The sequence below is a fragment of the Halarchaeum sp. P4 genome, from assembly GCF_051195175.1.
Taxonomy (GTDB): Archaea; Halobacteriota; Halobacteria; order Halobacteriales; family Halobacteriaceae; genus Halarchaeum.
Genome location: NZ_JBNTKC010000001.1, coordinates 1,402,417 through 1,422,555, shown reverse-complemented (window position 1 = coordinate 1,422,555; position 20,139 = coordinate 1,402,417). Strand labels below are relative to the sequence as shown.

The following is a 20,139-nucleotide window of genomic DNA, read 5'->3' as shown; positions in this document are numbered from 1 at the left end:
ACGGGCGTTAGGCGTCGGTTGGCGCGCCGGGCGTCGTCGCGTCGCGCTCGCCGCCGTCGCCGTCACGGACGCGGCGGTTCTTGAGTACGAGCGCGGCGAAGAGAGCGAGGCCGAGCGCGCGGAACGTGAGGTCGAAGGTCAGCGGCGCGATGCCGAGCGTGTCGCGCACGACCCCGAGGAGGCCGGGCGCGATGAGGAGCAACCCGGAGAGGGCGAACCCGGCGCGCTCGAGCCGCGAGAGCGGCGCGTAGAGGTAGCCGATGACGGTCGGCCCGAGCGCGTAGACGCCGAGGAAGACGCCGACGATGGGAACCAGCACCTCGGGGACGAAGAAGCCGAGGTCGGCGATGTCGGCCATCCCGAGCGTGTGGACCGACTCGGGGCCGCCGGTCCCGCGGAGGAGGAGAATGCCGGGCGTGAAGATGAACGCGAACGGCACGATGGCCTTGTTCAGCGAGAGGCTGAACGCCTCGACGCCGGTCTGGAACTGGTCGGACTTCGCGATGCCGGAGGCCGCGTAGGCGGCGACGGCGACCGGCGGCGTGATGTCCGCGATGACGCCGAAGTAGAGGATGAAGAGGTGCGCGGCGAGAATCGGGATGCCGCCGATGTTCTGGATGGCGGGCCCGAGGAGGCTGACGAGGATGATGTAGGTGACCGTCGTCGGCATCCCCATCCCGAGGATGATGGAGGCGATGGCGGTGATGACGAGGAGGAGGACGAGCGACCCGCCGCTGATGTCGAGAATGAGGCTCGTGAGGTTCGGCCCGAGGCCGGTGGAGGCGACGACACCGGGAATGATGCCGGCGGCGGCGACGGCGACGACGACGGTGGTGGCGGTGCGCGCGCCGGCCTCCATCGACGACCCGACGAACGTGAGATACTCGAAGGCGCGATTGCCGGTCAGACTGGGGCGCCCGACGGTTTCGGCCACCGTCTCCGCGGACTCCTCCACTTGGTCGTCGTAGGCAAGCAGCGGGCTGTCGCCACGCGGGCGGAGCAGGAGGACGACGACGCTCACGGCCGTCAGAATCCACCCGAGGTCCGCGGCGAGGTAGGGGACGGCGGCCGCGACGCTCAGCGCGGTGCCGCTCGCGCCCGTGACGAGTGCGATGAGGTCGACGCCGGCCGTGACGTACGCCGCGAGGTCCGCGAGGGTGAGCGCGACGATGCCGCCGACGAGCGGGAGTCGCGTGCGCTCGTTGTAGGCGGCGGTGAACGCGATGAGCGCCGCGAGCGCGACGATGGTGAACCACGCGGAGCGCGCGACGGTGTAGCGGACGACAAGCAGGTAGTAGAGTAGGAGACCGAGCGGCAGCAGGTAGAACCACCCGGTCTTGAGGTGCGAGCGGACGTCGACGACGTCCTCGCTGTCGATGCTGTCGATGTTCGTACGGGAGGCCTCGAGGTGGACCATCACCCAGACGCCGAAGAAGAAGACGATGGCGGGGATGGCGGCGGCGACGACGACGTCGGGGTACGGCGTCCCCGTGTAGGAGACAATGAGGAACGCCGCGGCGCCCATGACGGGTGGGAGAATCTGGCCGCCGGAGGACGCCGACGCCTCGACGGCGCCCGCGAACTCGGCGCGGTAGCCCGAGCGCTTCATCAGCGGAATCGTGAACGCGCCCGTGGTGACGGTGTTCGCGATGGACGACCCGCTGATCATACCCATGAAGCCGCTCGCGAGGATGCTCGCCTTCGCGGGGCCGCCCTTTCGAGAGCCGGTGAGCGAGTAGGCGAGATCGATGAACCACTGGCCGGCGCCGGACATCTCGAGGAACGCCCCGAACAGCACGAAGATGTAGATGAACTGTACGCTGACGGAGACGGGGATGCCGAAGACGCCGTTCTCGGTGTTGAACCAGAGGTTCTGGATGATGGTCGCCCACTGGATTTCGTTCGTCGCGAAGACGCCGATGAGGGGCGCGCCGCCCGGGATGAGGTAGCCGAGGCGGGCGTAGATGATGAACGTCGCGACGAGCATCATCAGGTAGAAGCCGAGCGCGCGCCGCGTCGCCTCGAGGGCGAGGAGCGCGCCGAGCGCGCCGACGATGAGGGCGTAGGAGGTGGTGTCGAGCGGGACGCCGAGCGCGCCGAGTGCCTCGACAGGCATCGAGAGGAAAGGGAACACCTCGTGGATGGGGCGGCCCGCCTGCAGGCCGAAGACGCGGAGGCGCTGGATCTCCTTGAAGTCGGTGACGACGTAGCCACCCGCCATCAGCGCGAACAGCATACAGAGCAGGTCGGCGGGCGTGACGCGCTCGCTCTCGTCGTCGAGCGCGAACCACGCGAGCGCGCCGGCGACGGCGTCGGTGACGCGCGCGACGGCGCCCTCACTGTGCTCGTGGATACGCTCACGCGCGGCCGAGAGTCGCCGGGCGACGAAGCCGTTCCCCTTTGTCGGCGGGAAGATGAGGAACGCGAGCAGGAGTGCGAACGTCACGTGGATTGCGTTCACCTGCAGCGACTGGAATGAGCCGAACGTGACGGGGCCGACGACGGGTATCGGAAGCGTAATCGTCGAGGAGAAGCCGCGAGCGGCGATCCAGAGCTGGAACGCCGAGAACGCGATGCCGATGACGGCGACGGCGATGGCGGCCACTCCCCGGAGGGAGCGTTTTCGTTCGAGTTCCTGGACCAGTTCGTCTGCCTCCTCGGGGAGCGCCTCCGAGTCGGCGGTCGGTGTATCACTCATGGGTCAGATAGCGTCGAGCGTTGCGTCGAGGAGGGAGCGGTCGGTCACGCGGAGGGTGACCGCGCGGGCGTTCGATCGGTTCACGAGGTCGAAGGTGTGGCCGTCGACGACGAGTTCGTGGTCGGCGACGCGGCCGGGTTTGACGTGGATTTCCGCACCGCGCCAGTCGGGATCGTCGAGGACGAGCGTCCCGTTCACCTCGTGGACCTCAGAGCGAGAGGGGAGCCCCCAGCCGTACGACTGAAACTCCATACGGGTGTAGACGAAACCGCCGTCGCGGACCGTGTACTGGTCGAGTACGGGGGTCTTCTGGACGCTGTGCGTGTAGTTCAGGGCGACGGTCGAGTTCTCGTGGACGGGCGTTGCGATGACCGTCTCGCCGGTCCGCTGGTCGGCGACGACGAGTTGCTGGCCGACCGGCACGACCGACGCCGCGGTGACGACGAGCAGAGTGGCGACGAGTGCGGTGGCTGTTCGTCGGACAGTGCGGCCTCGGAGTCGGTCGGGAAGCGCGTCGAACACGAGTGTCTGAGAGGGCGGTCGAGTGCCGGTGGCGGGTCAGCCGGCGCGGTTCAGCCGAAGTACGCGGAGGCGCCTTCGTGGAGTTCGATGGACATGCCGTCCTGCGCGCTCTCCTTCGAGATGAACTGCTTCTTGATGGTGAGGTCGCTCGTGTGGTCGAAGACGGCGGCCGTGACGTTCTCGACGACGTCGGCGGACGCCTCGGCGTTCGTCGCGATCATCGCCTGCACGGAGACGGTCGGGACGGCCTGGTCGACGCCGTCGTAGGTACCGGCAGGAATCTCGTCGTCCGCGAAGAAGGAGGCGGCCTCCTTGATCTTCTGTCGTTCCTCGCCCTCGATGGGGACGATGCGGATGTTCTCGGTTGTCGCGAGGTCGCTGATGGCGCCGACGGGCCAGCCGCCGACGGTGAACGTCGCGTCGACGTCGCCGTTCTTCAGCTGTTCCGACGCCTGACTGAAGCTCGTGTTCTGCTCGGTGAAGTCGTCGGTCGTGATGCCGACGGCGTTGAGGATCTTGAGGGCGTCGACCTGCGTGCCAGAGCCGAGGTCACCGGTGTTGACGCGCTTGCCCTTCAGGTCCTGGAGGGACTCGATGCCCGTCTCCTCGAGGGTGACGAGGTGAATCGTCTCCGGGTAGAGGGTGGCGACGCCGCGGAGGTTCTCCACGGGACTACCCTTGAACGCCTCGATGCCGGTGCCGTTCTTCGCGAAGTAGGCGACGTCGTTCTGGATGAGCGCGAAGTCGGCGTCGCCGGACTTCAGGCTCCCGACGTTCTCGACGCTCGCACCGGTGGACTGCACCTGAATCTTGTAGTCGGTATTGTCCTCGATGATCTTCTTGAGCTCGTTGGAGAGCGGGTAGTACGTGCCGCCGGTGCCGCCGGCGTGCCACGAGAGTCGGGTCTGCCCGTTACCGCTTCCGGAACAACCAGCCAACGCGGCGACACCTGCAACACCTGTCGCTTTCAGGAAATCTCGGCGGTCGAATGATGCCATGGGGTAAGATAGAACTTGACGGTCGTATAAACTCGCTGGTTCCACCCGAAACGAGGGTTTCGGCGCTGGTATCGAACGAATTCGGCCGATATGCGCCATTCGCGGTGTCAACTAACGGAATAGGCGGCAATCGCCGGAAGGTCGGTTTCGACACGAGATTTGCGTCCGCGACGCCACGCTGTCGTGCGGTTTCGAGGTGAAGAACAGGGGTTGCGACGAGTTCGGACTCGTCGGACGACAGTTCCGAAGAGAAGAACGGGAGACGGCGTTGGCGGCCGGTTACCTGCACGGAGTGCCGGTGGACGGTGCTAGTGTGTCGGCGTCGTTAGTTCGTGCGGAACGCGCGGTCGCCGGCGTCGCCGAGACCGGGGATGATGTAGCCGTTCTCGTCGAGGTGGTCGTCGATGGAGACGGTGAGCAGGTCGGCCTCTGGGAACTCCTCGCTGACGCGCAGCAGGCCGTCCGGCGCGGAGACGGCGGAGAGGACGAAGAGGTTCTCCGGATCGGGTTGGTCGTCGAGGACGGCATCGAGGACCGTACACATCGTCGAGCCGGTGGCGAGCATCGGGTCCGCGACGATGACGGTGTCGTCCTCGCGGATGTCGGGGAGTTTGACGTAGTCGACGGTGATGGGGAACTCGCCCTCCTCGTTCATCCCGGCTTCCTCGTCGCGGCCCGCGGAGATGACGCCCTGCTTTGCGCGCGGGAACGCCTTCAGCAGGCCCTCCACGAACGGCGTCGCGGCGCGCAGGACGTTGATGATGACGACGTCGTCGAGCCCCTTCACGCGCTCGCCCGTCGTCTCGGTGAGCGGCGTCTCGATGGAGACGTACTCGGTGTCCATCGCGCCGTCGATGACCTCGTAGCCGGCGATGCGGCCGAGCTTGACGAGACCCTTCCGGAAGGCGACCTGTTCGGTGTGCTTGTCTCGGAGCTTCGAGAGGGTGTCCTTCGCGAGCGCGTGCGTGATGACGTACGCGTCGTCTCGGTCCTCGATGGGCATAGGGGTAAGTGCGGGCCGCGGACGGGGTTAACGTATCGGTACGGCGCTGCTTCGGGGTACGGCCCCTCGTGACACGGATAACGCGCCCGACACGACGGCCCGGTTGCCGTCCCGGCGAGCATAAACCTGTACGGTACCACGGGACATACATGACGATACACGAGCAGTTCGCGCGGCTCCGCGAGCAGGCCGAGGAGGTGCTCCACGGCCTCTATCACGGGATGATCGAGCATCCGGCGTTCGAGCAGATCGAGGACGAGGCGATGGACCAGGAGGACGCGTTCTTCTTCGCGTGCTTCGCGGACGCCTTCGGCATCCCGAGTCCCGTCTCCTACTACACCGCCGAACTCCTCCCGTACCTCGCAGACGACTTCGAGTCGTGGGAGCGCCGGATGTGGGACCGGCAGAGCGTCCTCGACTGGAAGGGTCACTTCCACTTCTGATGGCGCGCTTCACGTTCTTCGGCGGGAAGGGCGGCGTCGGGAAGACGACGGTGTCGGCGGCGTTCGGCCTCCGGTGTGCGGACGCCGGACAGGAGACCCTGCTCGTCTCTACCGACCCCGCGCACAGCACCTCCGACCTCTTCGAGCAGTCATTCGACGACACGCCGCAGTCCGTCGAGGGCTACGCGAACCTCGACGCGATGGAGATCGACCCCGAGGCCGAAGTCGAGGAGCACCTGATGAGCATCCGCCGCGAGATGGCCGAGCAGGTGAGCCAGGTCGTCGTCAACGAGATCGACGCCCAGATCGAGATGGCGCACAACACCCCGGGCGCCCACGAAGCCGCGCTCTTCGACCGCCTGATTCGGGTGATGCGTGAGGAAGCCCCGGACTACGACCGGGTCGTCGTCGACACTGCGCCGACCGGGAACACCCTCCGGCTGCTCTCGCTCCCCGAGTTCCTCGGCGACTGGGTCGACCGCCTCATCGAGAAACGCGAGAAGAGCCTCGATCTCTATGAGAAGGCCGCCATCGGTGGCGAGGAACCACGGAAGTCCGCTGAGAACGACCCCATCGTGGCGCGACTGCGCGAGCGCAAGGAGAAGTTCGAGTTCGCGGGCGAGACGCTGCGCGAGGACGCCGAGTTCTACCTCGTCCTGAACCCGGACGAGCTCTCCGTCGCGGAGACGCGCCGGACGCTCGAGCGCCTCGCGGAGAACGACCTCGCCGTTCGGGGCGTCGTCGTGAACAAGGTGACGCCGGAACCCGACCCCGAGGAGGACGGCCGGGGCGCGCGCTACCTCCGCGAGCAGTGCGCGCGCGAGCGCGAGCGCATCGCCGAGGTCGAGGAGACGTTCCCGGTGCCGGTGGTCGCGACCATCGAGACCCGGTCGGGCGAGGTGAAGGGCGACCTCCTGCGCGACGTCGCCGCCGAACTCGGTATCGACGTCACCGCGGACGGCGACTCGACGTAGCGCGCCACCCGCCGCGCCGGTACACGGGCAGAATACCGGCGAGCGACGCCGATTTCGTCGTGCCATGAGGTAACAGTTATGTTCATTCGTGAGCATCCGGTGGATGGACAGTAATCTATGGTCGCAATTCTCTGGCTGGTCGCCGGAGTCCTCGCCCTGTTCAGTGTCGGATACCTCGGTTACTCCCGGTATCTCGCACAGTTCGTGGGCCTCGACGAGGACGCCGAAACGCCAGCGCACAAATACGAAGACGGACAGGAGTACGTTCCGGCGAAGAAGCCGGTGCTCCTCGGGCATCACTACTCAAGCATCGCCGGCGGCGCGCCGATCGTCGGCCCCATCACGGCCGGCCTCCTCTGGGGCTGGCTCCCCGCCGTCCTCTGGATCGCCATCGGCAACCCGCTGATGGGCGCGGTCCACGACTTCGTCTCGCTGAGCGCCAGCCTCCGTCACGAGGGGCGCTCCATCGGCTACATCATCGGCGAGTACATCGGCGAGGACGGGAAGAACCTCCTGCTCTGGTTCGCCTTCCTCACCATCATCCTCGTCGTCGCCGTCTTCGCGTTCGTCGTCGGCCTCGTCTTCGAGCAGTACCCGAGCGCCGCGACGGCGAGCATCCTCTACATCATGCTCGCGCTCCTCTTCGGCGTCTACCTCTACCAACTCGACCTCCCGTTCATCCCGGGCACGGTCGTGTTCGTCACGCTCGTCTTCGCGAGCGTCTTCGTCGGGATGGAGTACCCGATTCACCTCACCCAGCAGCAGTGGATCCCCATCATCCTGCTCTACTCGCTCATCGCGAGCGTCCTCCCCGTCTGGACGCTCCTCCAGCCGCGTGACTACCTCTCCTCCTTCCTCCTCTACGCGGGGGTCGGGGGCGCGCTCGTCGCCGTCGTCGTCGGTACGCTGTTCGCGACGTCGAACGCCCCGCTCGTGACGAACATCCCGGCGTTCACCTCCTTCAGCGGCAACTCGACGCTCGGCGCGTTCAGCCCGCTGTTCCCGATGCTGTTCGTCACCATCGCCTGCGGGACGATCAGCGGCTTCCACTCGCTCGTCTCCTCGGGCACCACCGCGAAGCAGCTCAACAAGGAGACCGACGCCCGCCTCATCGGCTACGGCGGGATGCTCGGCGAGGGCCTGCTCGCCACGATTTCGCTCTGCGCCGTTGCCGTCGTCGGCGTCACCGCGGCCGACGCCACCGGCGGCATCGGCCTCGCACTCCCGAAGTTCGCGAAGGGCGGGGGCATCTTCCTCAGTAGCCTCGGCATCCCCGTCGAGTTCGGCGCGCCGTTCATGGCGCTCGTCATGGTGAGCTTCCTCCTCACCTCCACGGACACCGCGCTCCGCCTCGGGCGCTACCTCTTCGAGGAAATCGTCGGCACGCCCGAGACGCAGGCCCAGGAAGTCGCCTCGAACCGCTACGCGAACAGCCTCTTCCAGTGTGTCGTCGCCTTCGTCCTCATTGCCTCCGGGACGTGGACGCCGCTCTGGCAGCTGTTCGGCAGCGCGAATCAGCTGCTCGCCGCGCTCGCGCTCCTCACCGCCACCGTCTGGCTGGCGAACTGGGACGAGAGCAAGCAGCTCATCAGCACGGGCGTGCCGATGGTGCTGATGTCCGCCATCACTGTCTGCGCGCTCGTCTACCTCGAGTACTACCAGAACCTCTACCAGGGGCTCATCCTCGGGAACACGCAGAGCGCGGCGTGGTCGCTCGCCCTGCAGGTCATCATCGGGACGGTGCTCATCGTCCTCGCGCTCTCCCTGCTCCGCAAGGGTATTCGGAACGTCCGCCGGGCGCGCGAACAGGGCGGACAACCCGTGACGGACGGCGGCACCGACCAGTGACGTAACTCCCCTTTTTCAGCCGAATATCGCGTCGGCCACGCGGCCGAACAACCCGCGCTCGCGTTCCTCGGGCGCGCTCCACGTCTGGAAGGCGTCCGCGACGTCGGCTTCCTCGCTCGCGACGAGCGACTCCCGCTCGGGCGCGACGACGACGAGGTTCACCTCGTAGTGTCCGAAGTAGCCGTACTTGATGAGCGTCCGCTCGCGGAACCCCGCGACGAACTCGCGGACGTCCGCGGGTATCTCGGGGACGACGAGGACGAACGTGAACTCGGTGCTGTAGTGGCGTTCGTTCGCCTCGATCCACTCGTCGGCGAGGTCGTGGCCGCGCTCGACGAGCGCCTCCAACTCCGCGACCGAGACGTCGTCGGCGCGGCGCGCGAAGAGGTGTTCGTCGGAGTTGTGCTTGCCGTAGGAGATGGCGGGGTGGAGGAAGTACTTCTGCCGCTCGAGGTTCAACTCCCCGTAGAGGTCCCAGACCTCACCATTGTGTGCGAAGTCGCGCTCGAGGTCGAAGGAGTACTGGAGGCGCTCGGCCACCGCGTCGAGGTAGTCGTCCTCCCACTCGGGTCGCGGCGGGACGTCGACATCTTCGGGCGCGTCCGGGTCGACCTCGGGGGTGTCTCCGTCCCCGGGGCTCGTGGCGTCCCCGTCGCGTCGCTCAGGCATCCTCGTAGGGGTGGGCGTCGTCGACCGCGGGCGCGCCGACGGCGACGACGCGCGCGCTCTCCGCGGCGTCCTCCGGGACGTAGGCGCGGTGCGGGCTCTCGGGCTCCGCGACGAACGTCTCGCCGGACTCGACGGCGTAGTCGCGCTCGGGCGTCTCGACGGACAGCGTCCCGTCGAGCACGACGAAGGCCTCCTCCTGCTCGTCGTGGTAGTGGTAGGCGAGCGGTATCTCCTCGCCCGGCTCGGCGGTGTAGACGTTCAGCGCGAAGTTCTCGAGGCCGGCCGCCTCGCCGACGGGCCGCCGGTCGCAGGGTCGCTCGGGGGTCGGGTCGAGGTCCTCGGGGTCGATGACGTGGTAGCTCACGGCTGTGGTGAAGTCGTCGTCGCCTAAATACCCGTTGTCCCCTGTTGGCACGCGCCGAAACGGCTACGTGTGTGAGTTGCGTAGCACGTCTTATGAGCGACGGCAAACCGGTTGAGCGATGCGGGCGGTGTGCGGCCAGCACCGTCGTCGACGCCGCCGACGTGGACGCCGACCCCTACGCGGGTGACTGTATCGAGGTGGACGAGGCGGAGGCGCGCGCCGTCTCTGCGCACGTCGTCGCCGTCGGCGCGGTGAAATCGTGGCTAGACGACCTCGGCCGATGGCTCACCTACGGGCGCTAGTCGGTCGGTCGTCTGACACGTGGCATCGGATAGCCGACAACACGTAAGGGTGTCCACGTAGTAGTCTAGAGCGAAAGCGATGGAGGAGAACATCTCGGGGTTCCGTGAGCGCGGGTCGTGGGGCGACATCGTCGAACACGGCGAACGCATCACGGCCGCGCTCCGGGAAGCTGACGCCGACGACCCCTACCGGGAGGCCTACGAGGAGTGGGACGACTGGCGTCCCAAGACCCACGAACGCCTCTCCGAGGACGTCAACGAGAAGACCGCCGAGCAGGCCAGCGTCGGCGAGGGCGAAGGCGAGAAGGAGGGCAAGGACGCCGACGACGACCTCCAGACCGCCGGCGAGCGCCTCACCGAGTCCTACGAGAAACTCGAGGACGACGACACGCAGGGTGCCGTCGAGAAGTGGAACGAGTCCATCGGCCACGTCGCCCGCGCCGCGGACACGGCCGGCCGCAAGGCCCTGCGGAAGGTCGAGAACACCGTCTACAAGAACGTCATGACGCAAGTTGCACCTTACTACTTCGACAACGAACTCGTCTCCGCGAACATCCAGCGCAGCCGTGGCGAGGACGACGAGTTCGTCTTCGAGGTGCAGGTGAACGACGACGACCTCCGCGACGACGTTCGAGAGGTCCTTCACGAGTACGAGGACGACCTCGAGCGCTGGCACGTCGACACCGAGAAGGAGACCGACGCCGCCACCGCCGCCGAGGGCGTCGAAGTGCCCGAGGAAGCCGAGGAAGCGAAACACAGTACGAACTGACCGACAGCCCTTTCTTCTCGCCACCTGTCGACCTTACAGTAATGGTCACCGTCGCCGCGGCCGCGACACTGCTCGTCGCGGCGCTCGCCAGCATGTTCATGGCGTGGACGATCGGGGCGGGTTCGAGCGGATCGACACCGTTCGCGCCCGCCGTCGGTGCGAACGCCATCCCCGTGATGCGCGCGGGCTTCTACGTCGGCATCCTCGGGTTCGCCGGTGCCGTCCTCCAAGGTGCGAACGTCTCCCAGACCGTCGGGCAGGGGCTCGTCGCCGGCACGACGCTCTCCTCGATTGCGGTCATCGTCGCCCTGTTGACGGCGGCGACGCTCGTCGCCGTCGGCGTCTTCACCGGCTACCCCATCGCCACGGCGTTCACGGTCACGGGTGCCGTCGTCGGCACCGGCCTCGCCATGGGCGGCGCGCCCGCGTGGGGGAAATACACCCAAATCGCGACGCTCTGGGTGCTCGTGCCGTTCATCGGTGGATTCACCTCCTTCGGCACCGCGTACGCCCTCCGGTCAATCGACCGGGACGCCCTCCTCGTCCCGCTGTTGGCAGCGCTCGTCGGCGCGCTCGTCGCGAACGTCAACTTCGTCCTCCTCGGCCCGCCCGGTGTCGGCCAGTCACTCGCCACCACGGCCGCGAAGGCCGTGCCGAGCCTCCCGGGCACCGCCGCGGAGGCCGGGGCGACGCTGGTCGTCGCGCTCGCCGTCGCCGGCGTCGTCCGCTGGGATGTTGCCCGCGACCCCGACGCGGGGAACCGCCACTTCCTGCTCGCGCTCGGCGCGCTCGTCGCCTTCTCCGCGGGCGGTAGTCAGGTCGGCCTCGCCGTCGGCCCGCTGTTGCCACTCGTCGGCGACAGCGTCCCCACGACGTACGTCCTCGTCGGCGGCGGCCTCGGCCTGCTCGTCGGGTCGTGGACGGGCGCGCCGCGGATGATCAAGGCGCTCGCACAGGACTACTCCAGCCTCGGGCCGCGCCGGTCCATCGCCGCGCTCATCCCGAGTTTCGCCATCGCGCAGGCCGCCGTCTTCTTCGGCATTCCCGTCTCCTTCAACGAAATCATCGTCTCCGCCATCGTCGGCGGCGGCTACGCGGGCGGGATGGGCGCGGGCGGCGTCAGTCGCGAGAAGATGGTGAAAACCGTCGCCGCCTGGGTCGGGTCGCTCGCCGTCGCGCTCGGGGCGAGTTACGCCGTCTTCCACGCGGTCGACGTCGCACTCGGCCTCACGTAGACTCGAGCGTCCCGTCGACGTCCTCGGCCTCGATTTCCTCGTCGAGCTTGGTCACCCGTGCCTTCATGATGCGCGTGTTCTCCACTTTCTCCGCGCGGAGTTCGACGTTCTCGTAGCGGAACGTCTCGCCGACCTCGACGAGTCGGCCCGCGCGGTTGAAGATGAAGCCCGCGATGGTCTCGAACTCCTCGCCCTCCGGGAGTTCGATGTCGAGTGCCTCGTTCACTTCATCGACGTTCACCTCGCCGCGCACGATGAGGGTGTCGTCGTCGACGAACGTCAACGGGCGCTCCTCCTCACCTTCGAGGATTTCGCCGACGATTTCCTCGATGAGGTCCTCGGTCGTGATGAGCCCCTCCGTGGTGCCGAACTCGTCGAGGACGACGACGAGGCCGACGCGCTCCTCCTGCATTTCCTGAAGGAGCTCATCGACGTTCTTCGACTCGGGCACGTGGAGCGTCGGCTCCATCAGGTCCTTGAGGTCGACCTCGTCACGCTCCCCGTAGTGGTGCTGGCGGACGAGGTCCCGGAGGCTGACGATGCCGACGACGTTGTCGAGACTGCCCTCGTAGACGGGGAGGAGTTCGTGGCCGGACTGTACGCAGGCCTCGATGGCCTCGTCTACCGTCGCGTCCGTGGAGACGGCGTCGACGTCGAGACGCGGCGTCATCACCTCCTTCGCGATGGTGTTGTTGAACCGGAAGATGCGCTGGAGCATCTCGCGCTCGTCCTCCTCGATGACGCCCTCGCGCTCGCCCGTCCGAATCATTTCCTGAATCTCGTCGCGCGAGACGTAGGAGGACTCGATGGACGCGCGCCCGCCCGTGATTCGGTTCACGACGCGCGTGAGGTAGTCGAAGAGGACGACGAGCGGGAGCAGGAACCGCTCGGACCACTTGAGGGGGCGCGCGATGCGCAGCGACCACGACTCGGTGTTCTCGACGGCGTAGGACTTCGGGCCGGACTCGCCGAAGAGGAGGACGAGCGTGGTGACGCCGAGCGTCGAGATGAGGACGGCGACGCCCGCGTTCGTGAAGTACATCCCGACGAGCGCGGTGGCGATGGAGGACATCGCGATGTTCACGAGGTTGTTCCCGACGAGAATCGTCACGAGGAGTCGGTGCGGGTTCTCCTTCAGCTCCGCGACCGCCTTCGCGCCCGGAACGCCCTCGTCGACGAGCGCGTCGACGCGGTGACGCGCGAGCGAGAACATCGCGAGCTCGGAGGAGGAGAAGAACGCCGAAAGCCCCATCAGGAAGACGAGTGCGACCACGCCGAGAGCGGTTATGGTCGGCTTGTCGAGCCCCAGCGCTGCTGGCGACACCGCGAGCAGGAAGTCGGATAAGCCCATTCGGTACGTGGGGTTCCGGCCGACGGGGATTAAGCGTTTCTCCCGCCTTTCCGCCGGGGGCGAAGCGTTTACCCTCCATTCGGCCGATGGTTCACCCATGAGCGCGACGAGCGCCCCGCCGAACCCGGAGAGTCAGGACGCGGCCATCACGCTGTATCGCCTGCAGGCCTGCCCGTTCTGTGAGCGCGTCGTCCGCGTGCTCGACGACCTCGGACTCGACTACCACTCGCGGTTCGTCGAACCGCTGCACTCCGAGCGCGACGTCGTGAAGCGCCTCGTCGGCGCGCGCACCGTCCCCGCCATCGTCGACGAGGAGACGGGCGTCGCGATGGCCGAGTCCGCGAACATCGTCGAGTACCTCGAGAACACCTACGGCGAGGGAGGTGACGCCTGAATGGAGTTCGACGTCACTGAGCTCCCTGAGGCCGACCATCCCGAGGCCGACGAGACGGCGCCGGACTTCACACGCCCACTCGTGAACGCGGAGTTCTGGGAGGACACCGCCCTCTCGGACCTCACCGCGGAGGGGCCGCTCCTCCTTGTCTTCCACCCGATGGACGGCGCGTTCCCGACAACCTACATCTGGAACGAGCTCCTCGAGCGCGACCTCGACGTCGAGGCCGTCGGCGTCTCGATTTCGACGCCGTACGAGCACAAGACGACCATCGAAGAGCGCGGCCTCGACGAGGCCGGCTATCGCCTCTTCAGCGACCCGCAGAACGGCGTCGCCGAGGAGTACGGCATCAGCCACGACCTCGACGGAATGGCGGGTGTCAGCGAGCCCCGGCCCGCGCTCTTCCTCCTCGAGGAGGACCGCACGGTCGCCTACGCGTGGGTCGCCGAGGAGTGGCCGGACTTCCCGGACTACGACGAGCTCGAACGGGCGGTCGCGGAACTGTGAGCGTCGCCGAAACCGACCTCGCGGCGGCCGCGGACGCCATACGTCGCGGGGAACTCGTCGTCTACCCGACGGAGACGGTGTACGGCCTCGGCGCGGACGCCCTCGACCCCGACGCGGTCGAGCGCGCCTACGAGGCGAAGGGCCGCGCGCGCTCGAATCCGATGAGCCTCGGCGTTCCAAGTGTGGAAGCCGCGACCGAGTACGTCCACGCGGGCGAGCGCGAGCGCCGCTTCATGCGCGCGTTCCTCCCCGGACCCGTCACGGTCGTCTGCGAGAAGCGCGACGCCGTCCCGGACGTCCTCACAGGCGGCCGCGAGCGCGTCGGCGTCCGCGTCCCCGACCACGACGTGGCGCTCGCGCTGCTGGAGCGCGCCGGCCCGGTGACGGCGACGTCCGCGAACCGGAGCGGGACGGGGAGCGTGCAGCACGCCGACGACCTCTCCGATGAATTCCTCGAGGACGTCTCGGTCGTCCTCGACGGCGGCGAAACCGGCGGCGTCGAGAGCACCGTCGTCGACGTCGAGCACGACGAGATTCTGCGCCGCGGCGCGAACGCGGACGCCATCGAGAACTGGCTCGCCTCGGAGTAGCTTAGAGGAGCGAGGCAAGCGTCCGCGTGCGGACCCCGCACTCGGTTCGGTACTCGCACGCGCCGCATTTCGCGTCGTCGCCGAGCCGCGACGGCGGGCCGTCCATTCTTCGCACCGTCCGGAGCACGCGCCGGTACGCGGCTTTCGCGCGCGTCGAGACCGTGACTTCCCGGACAACGCCGTGGCGCGGGTACTCGACGTACGCCCGCGAAACTGACTCCTCTTCGCGCCACGCGAGCGCCTTCGCGGCCGCGACGGCACGGACTTTCTGTGGTTCCCAGACGCCCTGCTCGGGTGGGTTGCCGGGCGAGACGAGCGTCGGCGCGAGCGGGTCCGAGAGGACCTTTGCGACCATTCCCCGGCAGTCCTTCCCGGTGAGGAGGACGTCTGTTTCCGCGGGCGCGACGAGTGCGGGCCAGCGCGTCATCACGGCGCCGAGACGCGCGCGGTACTCGGCCGGTTTGGGGACGACCAGGCCGGCGAGCGCGGTGTCGCTGGCCTCCACGAGCGTCGGATACTCGTGGGCGAGGGCTTGGGTTCGCTCGACGGACTCGGGGAGGCCGCGGTCGTCGTCTCTGCGCCGGTAGTAGAGTTGGCGCGGGCAGTAGGCGGCCGTCGCGAGGTCGGAGAACGTGACGGAGTCGGACACGCGGAGGGGTGGTGCCGCGATAGCGGAAGAAGTCGTGGGTCGGCAAGCGTCGGGTGCGGAGCGACCGGTGGTCGCGAGAGCTTAGAGGTTGGTGTTCGTCTCCTGACCTTCGGTCGCCTCCTCGAGGCCGTCCTCCTGGGCGGCGGTGGTGAGGCGCTCGGCGAGCTCGCGGTCCTGCAGGACGGCCTCGAACTCGCTACGGTACTGGTCGTTGACGGTCCTGATCTCCTCTTGAATGCGCGCGACGCGGCGGTATTCGGCGACGGTCTCGGGGTCGGCGTCGAGTTCGGCGGCGAGGTCGGCGTCGCTCGGGTCGCTGGTCTCGAGTTCGCGGCGGAGGGCGTCGAGGTCGAGGGGCGCGTCCTCGACGTCGGCCTGCACGAGGTGAAGGTCGCGGCGGGCCTCGGCGACGGTCGCCTCGGGGAGGTCGAGTTCGTCGGCGAGCGTCGCGTCGTCGTCGCCGGCGTAGAACCCGCGGACGACCTCCACGAGCGTCTCGGTGTCGAGGTCGGTCTCGAAGTCGAGCTTCTCACGCATCCGCTCGACGACCCCGTGGAGGCGCTCGTCGATTTCGGCGTCGGTGGCGAGCGACCCGTGGCCTTCCTCCTGTGTCTCGGTCACGGTCTCCCCGTCCGTGACGTCGATGAAGATATCGCGGAGTTCCTGGGTCTTCTCGTCCATATTGTCCCGCCATCACCCCCCGACGCATATAGGCTTGTTGGATAGTCTGACACACTCGTAAACCACTAGCCTTGAAGTCGGTTGACGAGAGAGCGCGACAGCATGAGCACGGACACCGAATCCGTCGCCCTCGTCGGCGACGAAGTCGTCACGAACGTCGCCCGCTCCGCGCTGTTCGCGGCGCTGACGGGCGCACTCGCCTATTTCAGCTTCCAACTGCCGGTGACGCCGGTCCCCTACACCCTGCAGGTGCTCGGCGTCTTCCTCGCCGGAGTCTTCCTCGGGCCGACCTGGGGGTTCGCGGCGATGGCGCTCTACGTCGTCGCGGGCGCCGTCGGCGCCCCGGTCTACGCGTACGGCGCGAGCGGCGTCGGGTCGCTCGTCAGTCCGTGGGGTGGCTACCTCTGGTCCTATCCGTTCGCCGCCGCGCTCATCGGCTACGTCGCGCACGGTCGTGACGGCCTCACGCCGACCGGCGACATTCCGCTCTCGCGTCTCGCCGCCGGCCTCGCCGCCGGGACGCTCGTCATCTACGTCTTCGGGATGCTGGGGTACGCCGTCTTCGCGGACGTCGGCCTCTACGCCGCGCTGCTCGTCACCGTCGTCCCCTTCGTCCCGGGCGAGATTCTGAAGGGCGTCGTCGCGGTGCTCGTCGCGCGCAACGACCGCCTCCGAGCGGCCTGACATGATTGAGACGCGCGGCCTCGTCCACCGCTACGGCGACGTGACCGCCCTCGACGGCGTGGACCTCGACGTCGCGGACGGCGAGTTCGTCGTGCTCGCGGGCGCGAACGGCTCCGGGAAGACGACGCTCGCCCGCCACTGGAACGGCCTCCTCGACCCCGACGCCGGCGACGTGCGCGTCAACGGCACGCCGGTCCACGACGACCTCGTGGCGGCGCGCACGAGCGTCGGGATGGTGTTCCAGGAGCCACGGGACGGCTTCGTCGCCGCGACCGTCGGCGAGGACGTCGCCTTTGGGCCCGAGAACCTCGGCCTCCCGCGCGAGGACATCGACGCCCGAGTCCGCGACGCCCTCGACGCGGTGAACCTGGCGGGCCGGGAGGCCGAGCGCATCGACCAACTCTCCGGCGGGGAGCGTGAGCGCGTCGCCATCGCCGGCGCGCTCGCGATGCGTCCGGACCACCTCGTCCTCGACGAACCGTTCACGGGCCTCGACGCGCCCGCCCGCGAGAGCGTGCTCGACAGACTCGACGCCCTCCACGAGGCGGGGACGAGCGTCGTCGTTGTGACTCACGACCTGCGCGACCTCGTCTCGCGCGCCGACCGCCTCTGCGTCCTCGCCGACGGCGACGTCGTCGTGGACGAACCGCCCGAGCGCGCCGTCGAGCGACTCGATGGCCTCCCGGTCCGCCGGCCGTGCTGAGCTACACGCCTGGCGACTCGCCGGCCCACCGCCTCGACCCGCGGACGAAGCTCGCGTTCCAGGGCGTGTTCGCGGGCGTCGCGCTTGCGCACACGACTCCGCGGTGGCTCCTCGCGCTCACTGCCGTCTGCGTCGTCGCGCTCCACGCCTGTCGGCTCTCCGCGCGCGACGCGCTCGGCGAGTACCGCGGCGTCCTACCCTTCCTCGCCGTCGCGCCGCTGCTCGAGGCGGTCCGGCTCGGCCCGCCGTGGGTCGTCCTCGGTGACGCGCTCGACCCGGCGCTCGCACTCTACCGGACGCTCCTCCTGCTGGCGCTCGCCGCGGCGTACGTGAAGACGACGTCGCCGCGCGACTCGCGGGCGGCCGTCGCCTCCGTGATACCCGGGAAGCCCGGGCGCTACCTTGGGTTGGGTGTGGGGCTCGTCTTCCGCTACCTGCCGCTCCTGCAGGCGGACGTCCGACGGCTCCGCGAGGCGGCGTGGACGCGCCTCGGGGACGAGCGCCGCGTGGACGCGCGCGTCACGCACATCGCCGTCGGGAGCCTCGAACGGGCGTTCCGACGGGCGGACGCGCTCTCGCTCGCGATGCGCGCGCGCTGCCTGTCGTGGAACGCGACCGCGCCAGAACTGGCGTTCGGCCGCGACGATTACACTGCGCTCGGTGTCGCGGCCGTCCTCGTTGCGGCGGGGCTCGTCTGGTGAGGCCGATTCACCACTCGACGAGTGCGTCGCGGCCGTGTGCCCGCGAGAGGATGACGAGGAAGGTGAGGACGCCGGAAACGGCGGCGGCACCGCCGAGGTAGAAGACGGCGTCCATCCCGTACGTCCCCATGAGCCAGCCGCCGGCGACGGGCGCAAGCACACTCCCGGGTCGCCAGACGAGGTCGCGGATGCCGAAACTGGAGGCCACACCACCGGAGTCGTCGCTGCTGCCCTCGTCGGCGAACAACGCCATGCTCGCGGGCTCCCGGAAGGCGTCCGCGACGTCGAGCAAGCCGTTCAGGAGCACGAGCGGGGACGAAGGCGGCGGAGACGTAGCCGACGTACGGAATCGTCTCGGGCAACCCGAGCGCCGCCCCGACGGCGGGCGTGAACGGGACGGCGAGCGTCGCGAGGCCGAAACTCCCCGCGAACCGGACGAGATAGAGCGCGAGGAACTGGTCGCGTCGCTCAGACGGGGGGTCGGCCACGCCTACCTTTCGCCGGAGTGAGGAGAAACAGGTTTCGTCTCCCCCCACGGGCTACCGGTTTTCGCACAATGGCGGGCTACTCGCGGAGTTCGACGGCGTGACCCTCCTCGCGGGCGAACTCGCAGACGGCGACGGGACCCGTCTCGACGTCGAAGGTGTGTTCGTCGGGCGTGGCCTCGCGTAGCTCGGCGGCGAGCTCCTCGAGGTCGTCGCCGGTGACGGTGTCGTCGTAGGGTTCGAGGCAGGTGTCGACGCACTCGGGGACGGTCGCCTCGACGTATGGCCGCTCGCCGAGGTATTCGAGGCCGAGCAGGAATCCCGGCGTAGCCTCGGGGTCGCGCCACTCCTCCTCCGGACGCAGACGGCGTTTCTTCCCCTGCTGGGTCGCGTAGTACGCGTGGAGGAGCTCCTCGCCCCAGTCGTCCGTCACGTCGAGCGCGATAGCCGTCATCACACTAGAACGTGTGCATCTCTCACACATAAGGTTCTCCGCCCGACGAGGCGACATAAATCGTATGTAGCGATATCAAATCGCGCATGCCGGGTCCGGGAACCCTAAGCGAGCGGCCGCCGAAGCGTGCGTATGGAGCAGACGCGACGACCCCGGCGACTTCGCCGGGACGGTGTGCGGGGACTGGTGAGCGAAACGTCGCTGGCGGCCTCGGACCTCATCGCGCCCGTCTTCGTCGACGCGACGACGGACGAGCGCGTCCCCATCGAGTCGATGCCCGGCCACGAGCGTGTACCGCTCTCCGAGGCGGTGGCGCGCGTCGAGGAAGTGCTCGCGACGGGCGTCGAGGCCGTGATGGTGTTCGGCATCCCCGAGTCGAAGGACGCCCGCGGGTCGCGCGCATGGGCGAGTGACGGCGTCGTGCAGGAGGCCGTCCGGCAAATCAGCGCGGAGACGGACGCCTACGTCATCACGGACGTCTGTCTCTGCGAGTACACCGAGCACGGGCATTGTGGGGTCCTCGAAGAGGGCGCGCGCTCGGGTGAGGGCCTGACGGTGAAGAACGACGAGACGCTCGAGCTGCTCGCGCGCACGGCCGTCTCGCACGCGGAGGCGGGTGCCGACATGGTCGCGCCGTCGGCGATGACGGACGGACAGGTCGGCGCAATTCGGGAGGCGCTGGACGACGCGGGCTACGCGAACCTCCCGGTGATGGCGTACGCGGTGAAGTACGAGTCGGCGTTCTACGGGCCGTTCCGGGACGCGGCGGACGGCGCCCCGTCGTTCGGCGACCGGCGCCACTACCAGATGGACCCGGCGAACAGGCGCGAGGCGATGACGGAGGCCGGCCTCGATGTCGAGGAGGGCGCGGACGTGTTGATGGTGAAGCCGGCGCTCCCCTACCTCGACGTGGTGGCGGACGTCCGCCGGGAGTTCGACGTGCCGGTCGCGGCGTACAACGTCTCCGGGGAGTACGCGATGCTCCACGCGGCGGACGAGAAGGGCTGGCTGAACGTCGAGGAGGCGGCCTACGAGTCGCTGCTCTCTATCAAGCGCGCGGGCGCGGACCTGATTCTCACGTACTTCGCGGAGGACCTAGCCGACCGCCTCTAGAC

General features: G+C 68.4%; 23 protein-coding genes and 1 pseudogene. 13 read left to right on the top strand and 11 right to left on the bottom strand.

The window, feature by feature from the left end; genetic code table 11:
* Positions 1-7 precede the first annotated feature (7 nt).
* The 4 genes from ACQUS8_RS07595 to upp form a co-directional block, all read right to left on the bottom strand.
* Positions 8-2,698, bottom strand: a complete 2,691-nt coding sequence (locus ACQUS8_RS07595; protein WP_435099106.1) for a TRAP transporter permease — start codon at positions 2,696-2,698, stop codon at positions 8-10.
* Between the two features lie 3 nt (positions 2,699-2,701).
* Positions 2,702-3,220, bottom strand: a complete 519-nt coding sequence (locus ACQUS8_RS07590; RefSeq protein WP_435099104.1) for a DUF1850 domain-containing protein — start codon at positions 3,218-3,220, stop codon at positions 2,702-2,704.
* A 50-nt stretch (positions 3,221-3,270) separates the two neighbouring features.
* The gene (locus tag ACQUS8_RS07585; protein ID WP_435099102.1) at positions 3,271-4,218 is read right to left on the bottom strand and encodes a TAXI family TRAP transporter solute-binding subunit; all 948 of its coding nucleotides are present in this window, start codon (positions 4,216-4,218) and stop codon (positions 3,271-3,273) included.
* Between the two features lie 325 nt (positions 4,219-4,543).
* Positions 4,544-5,221, bottom strand: coding sequence for a uracil phosphoribosyltransferase (gene upp, locus ACQUS8_RS07580; RefSeq protein ID WP_435099100.1), 678 nt, complete (start codon positions 5,219-5,221; stop codon positions 4,544-4,546).
* A 149-nt stretch (positions 5,222-5,370) separates the two neighbouring features.
* Between upp and ACQUS8_RS07575 the strand changes: the two genes are divergently transcribed.
* The 3 genes from ACQUS8_RS07575 to ACQUS8_RS07565 all read left to right on the top strand — a co-directional run bounded on the left by ACQUS8_RS07575 (position 5,371) and on the right by ACQUS8_RS07565 (position 8,486).
* Positions 5,371-5,664 carry a hypothetical protein gene (locus ACQUS8_RS07575; protein ID WP_435099098.1) on the top strand — a complete coding sequence of 98 codons (294 nt, stop codon included), beginning with the start codon at positions 5,371-5,373 and terminating at the stop codon, positions 5,662-5,664.
* Positions 5,664-6,638 carry an ArsA family ATPase gene (locus tag ACQUS8_RS07570; protein WP_435099097.1) on the top strand — a complete coding sequence of 325 codons (975 nt, stop codon included), beginning with the start codon at positions 5,664-5,666 and terminating at the stop codon, positions 6,636-6,638. Before ACQUS8_RS07575 ends, ACQUS8_RS07570 begins: the two co-directional genes overlap by 1 nt.
* A 117-nt stretch (positions 6,639-6,755) precedes the next feature.
* Complete coding sequence (locus ACQUS8_RS07565; protein WP_435099096.1) at positions 6,756-8,486, top strand: carbon starvation CstA family protein; 1,731 nt, start codon at positions 6,756-6,758, stop codon at positions 8,484-8,486.
* 15 nt (positions 8,487-8,501) lie between these two features.
* Here the strand turns inward: ACQUS8_RS07565 and ACQUS8_RS07560 are convergent, their stop codons facing one another.
* Positions 8,502-9,155 carry a hypothetical protein gene (locus tag ACQUS8_RS07560; RefSeq protein WP_435099095.1) on the bottom strand — a complete coding sequence of 218 codons (654 nt, stop codon included), beginning with the start codon at positions 9,153-9,155 and terminating at the stop codon, positions 8,502-8,504.
* Complete coding sequence (locus ACQUS8_RS07555) at positions 9,148-9,519, bottom strand: cupin domain-containing protein (protein WP_435099094.1); 372 nt, start codon at positions 9,517-9,519, stop codon at positions 9,148-9,150. The genes ACQUS8_RS07560 and ACQUS8_RS07555 overlap by 8 nt, the downstream gene beginning before the upstream one ends.
* A gap of 92 nt (positions 9,520-9,611) precedes the next feature.
* On the opposite strand from ACQUS8_RS07555, the gene ACQUS8_RS07550 reads away from it, so the two are divergent.
* From ACQUS8_RS07550 to ACQUS8_RS07540, 3 genes are all read left to right on the top strand, one after another.
* Complete coding sequence (locus ACQUS8_RS07550) at positions 9,612-9,821, top strand: hypothetical protein (protein ID WP_435099093.1); 210 nt, start codon at positions 9,612-9,614, stop codon at positions 9,819-9,821.
* A 79-nt stretch (positions 9,822-9,900) separates the two neighbouring features.
* Positions 9,901-10,590: a DUF5828 family protein gene (locus tag ACQUS8_RS07545; RefSeq protein ID WP_435099090.1), complete on the top strand. Its 690-nt coding sequence runs from the start codon at positions 9,901-9,903 to the stop codon at positions 10,588-10,590.
* A 41-nt stretch (positions 10,591-10,631) separates the two neighbouring features.
* Entirely contained in the window at positions 10,632-11,825 is a 1,194-nt protein-coding gene (locus ACQUS8_RS07540; protein WP_435099087.1) for an anion permease, read from the top strand.
* On the opposite strand, the gene ACQUS8_RS07535 is transcribed toward ACQUS8_RS07540, so the two are convergent.
* The gene (locus ACQUS8_RS07535; protein WP_435099085.1) at positions 11,818-13,176 is read right to left on the bottom strand and encodes a hemolysin family protein; all 1,359 of its coding nucleotides are present in this window, start codon (positions 13,174-13,176) and stop codon (positions 11,818-11,820) included. The two genes, ACQUS8_RS07540 and ACQUS8_RS07535, sit on opposite strands and share 8 nt — an antisense overlap.
* A 97-nt stretch (positions 13,177-13,273) precedes the next feature.
* Between ACQUS8_RS07535 and ACQUS8_RS07530 the strand changes: the two genes are divergently transcribed.
* The 3 genes from ACQUS8_RS07530 to ACQUS8_RS07520 are packed head-to-tail and all read left to right on the top strand — an operon-like array spanning position 13,274 to position 14,667.
* The gene (locus ACQUS8_RS07530; RefSeq protein ID WP_435099083.1) at positions 13,274-13,570 is read left to right on the top strand and encodes a glutaredoxin family protein; all 297 of its coding nucleotides are present in this window, start codon (positions 13,274-13,276) and stop codon (positions 13,568-13,570) included.
* Entirely contained in the window at positions 13,571-14,077 is a 507-nt protein-coding gene (locus ACQUS8_RS07525) for a redoxin domain-containing protein (RefSeq protein ID WP_435099081.1), read from the top strand.
* Positions 14,074-14,667 carry an L-threonylcarbamoyladenylate synthase gene (locus ACQUS8_RS07520; RefSeq protein WP_435099079.1) on the top strand — a complete coding sequence of 198 codons (594 nt, stop codon included), beginning with the start codon at positions 14,074-14,076 and terminating at the stop codon, positions 14,665-14,667. The genes ACQUS8_RS07525 and ACQUS8_RS07520 overlap by 4 nt, the downstream gene beginning before the upstream one ends.
* A gap of 1 nt (position 14,668) precedes the next feature.
* Here ACQUS8_RS07520 and ACQUS8_RS07515 read toward each other — a convergent pair whose 3' ends face one another.
* Together ACQUS8_RS07515 and ACQUS8_RS07510 are read right to left on the bottom strand one after the other, a co-directional pair.
* Entirely contained in the window at positions 14,669-15,316 is a 648-nt protein-coding gene (locus ACQUS8_RS07515) for a CRISPR-associated protein Cas4 (protein WP_435099077.1), read from the bottom strand.
* A gap of 81 nt (positions 15,317-15,397) precedes the next feature.
* Positions 15,398-15,997, bottom strand: coding sequence for a conditioned medium-induced protein 4 (locus ACQUS8_RS07510; protein WP_435099075.1), 600 nt, complete (start codon positions 15,995-15,997; stop codon positions 15,398-15,400).
* 102 nt (positions 15,998-16,099) lie between these two features.
* Between ACQUS8_RS07510 and ACQUS8_RS07505 the strand changes: the two genes are divergently transcribed.
* From ACQUS8_RS07505 to ACQUS8_RS07495, 3 genes are read left to right on the top strand one after another with little or no spacing between them, the layout of a single operon-like run.
* Positions 16,100-16,681 (top strand): biotin transporter BioY, encoded by a 582-nt coding sequence (locus tag ACQUS8_RS07505; RefSeq protein ID WP_435099073.1) that lies wholly within the window; start codon positions 16,100-16,102, stop codon positions 16,679-16,681.
* A gap of 1 nt (position 16,682) precedes the next feature.
* Positions 16,683-17,384 (top strand): energy-coupling factor ABC transporter ATP-binding protein, encoded by a 702-nt coding sequence (locus ACQUS8_RS07500; RefSeq protein WP_435099071.1) that lies wholly within the window; start codon positions 16,683-16,685, stop codon positions 17,382-17,384.
* Positions 17,378-18,085: an energy-coupling factor transporter transmembrane component T family protein gene (locus tag ACQUS8_RS07495; RefSeq protein WP_435099069.1), complete on the top strand. Its 708-nt coding sequence runs from the start codon at positions 17,378-17,380 to the stop codon at positions 18,083-18,085. Before ACQUS8_RS07500 ends, ACQUS8_RS07495 begins: the two co-directional genes overlap by 7 nt.
* 7 nt (positions 18,086-18,092) lie before the next feature.
* On the opposite strand, the pseudogene ACQUS8_RS07490 reads toward ACQUS8_RS07495, so the two are convergent.
* Positions 18,093-18,534, bottom strand: a pseudogene (locus ACQUS8_RS07490) (MFS transporter); the annotation flags it as partial.
* Between the two features lie 115 nt (positions 18,535-18,649).
* On the bottom strand, positions 18,650-19,027 hold the full coding sequence (locus tag ACQUS8_RS07485) for a hypothetical protein (protein WP_435099067.1): 378 nt from the start codon (positions 19,025-19,027) through the stop codon (positions 18,650-18,652).
* A gap of 129 nt (positions 19,028-19,156) precedes the next feature.
* Here ACQUS8_RS07485 and hemB point away from each other — a divergent pair, with 129 nt between their 5' ends.
* Positions 19,157-20,137, top strand: coding sequence for a porphobilinogen synthase (gene hemB, locus ACQUS8_RS07480; RefSeq protein WP_435099065.1), 981 nt, complete (start codon positions 19,157-19,159; stop codon positions 20,135-20,137).
* The last annotated feature ends 2 nt before the right edge of the window (positions 20,138-20,139 follow it).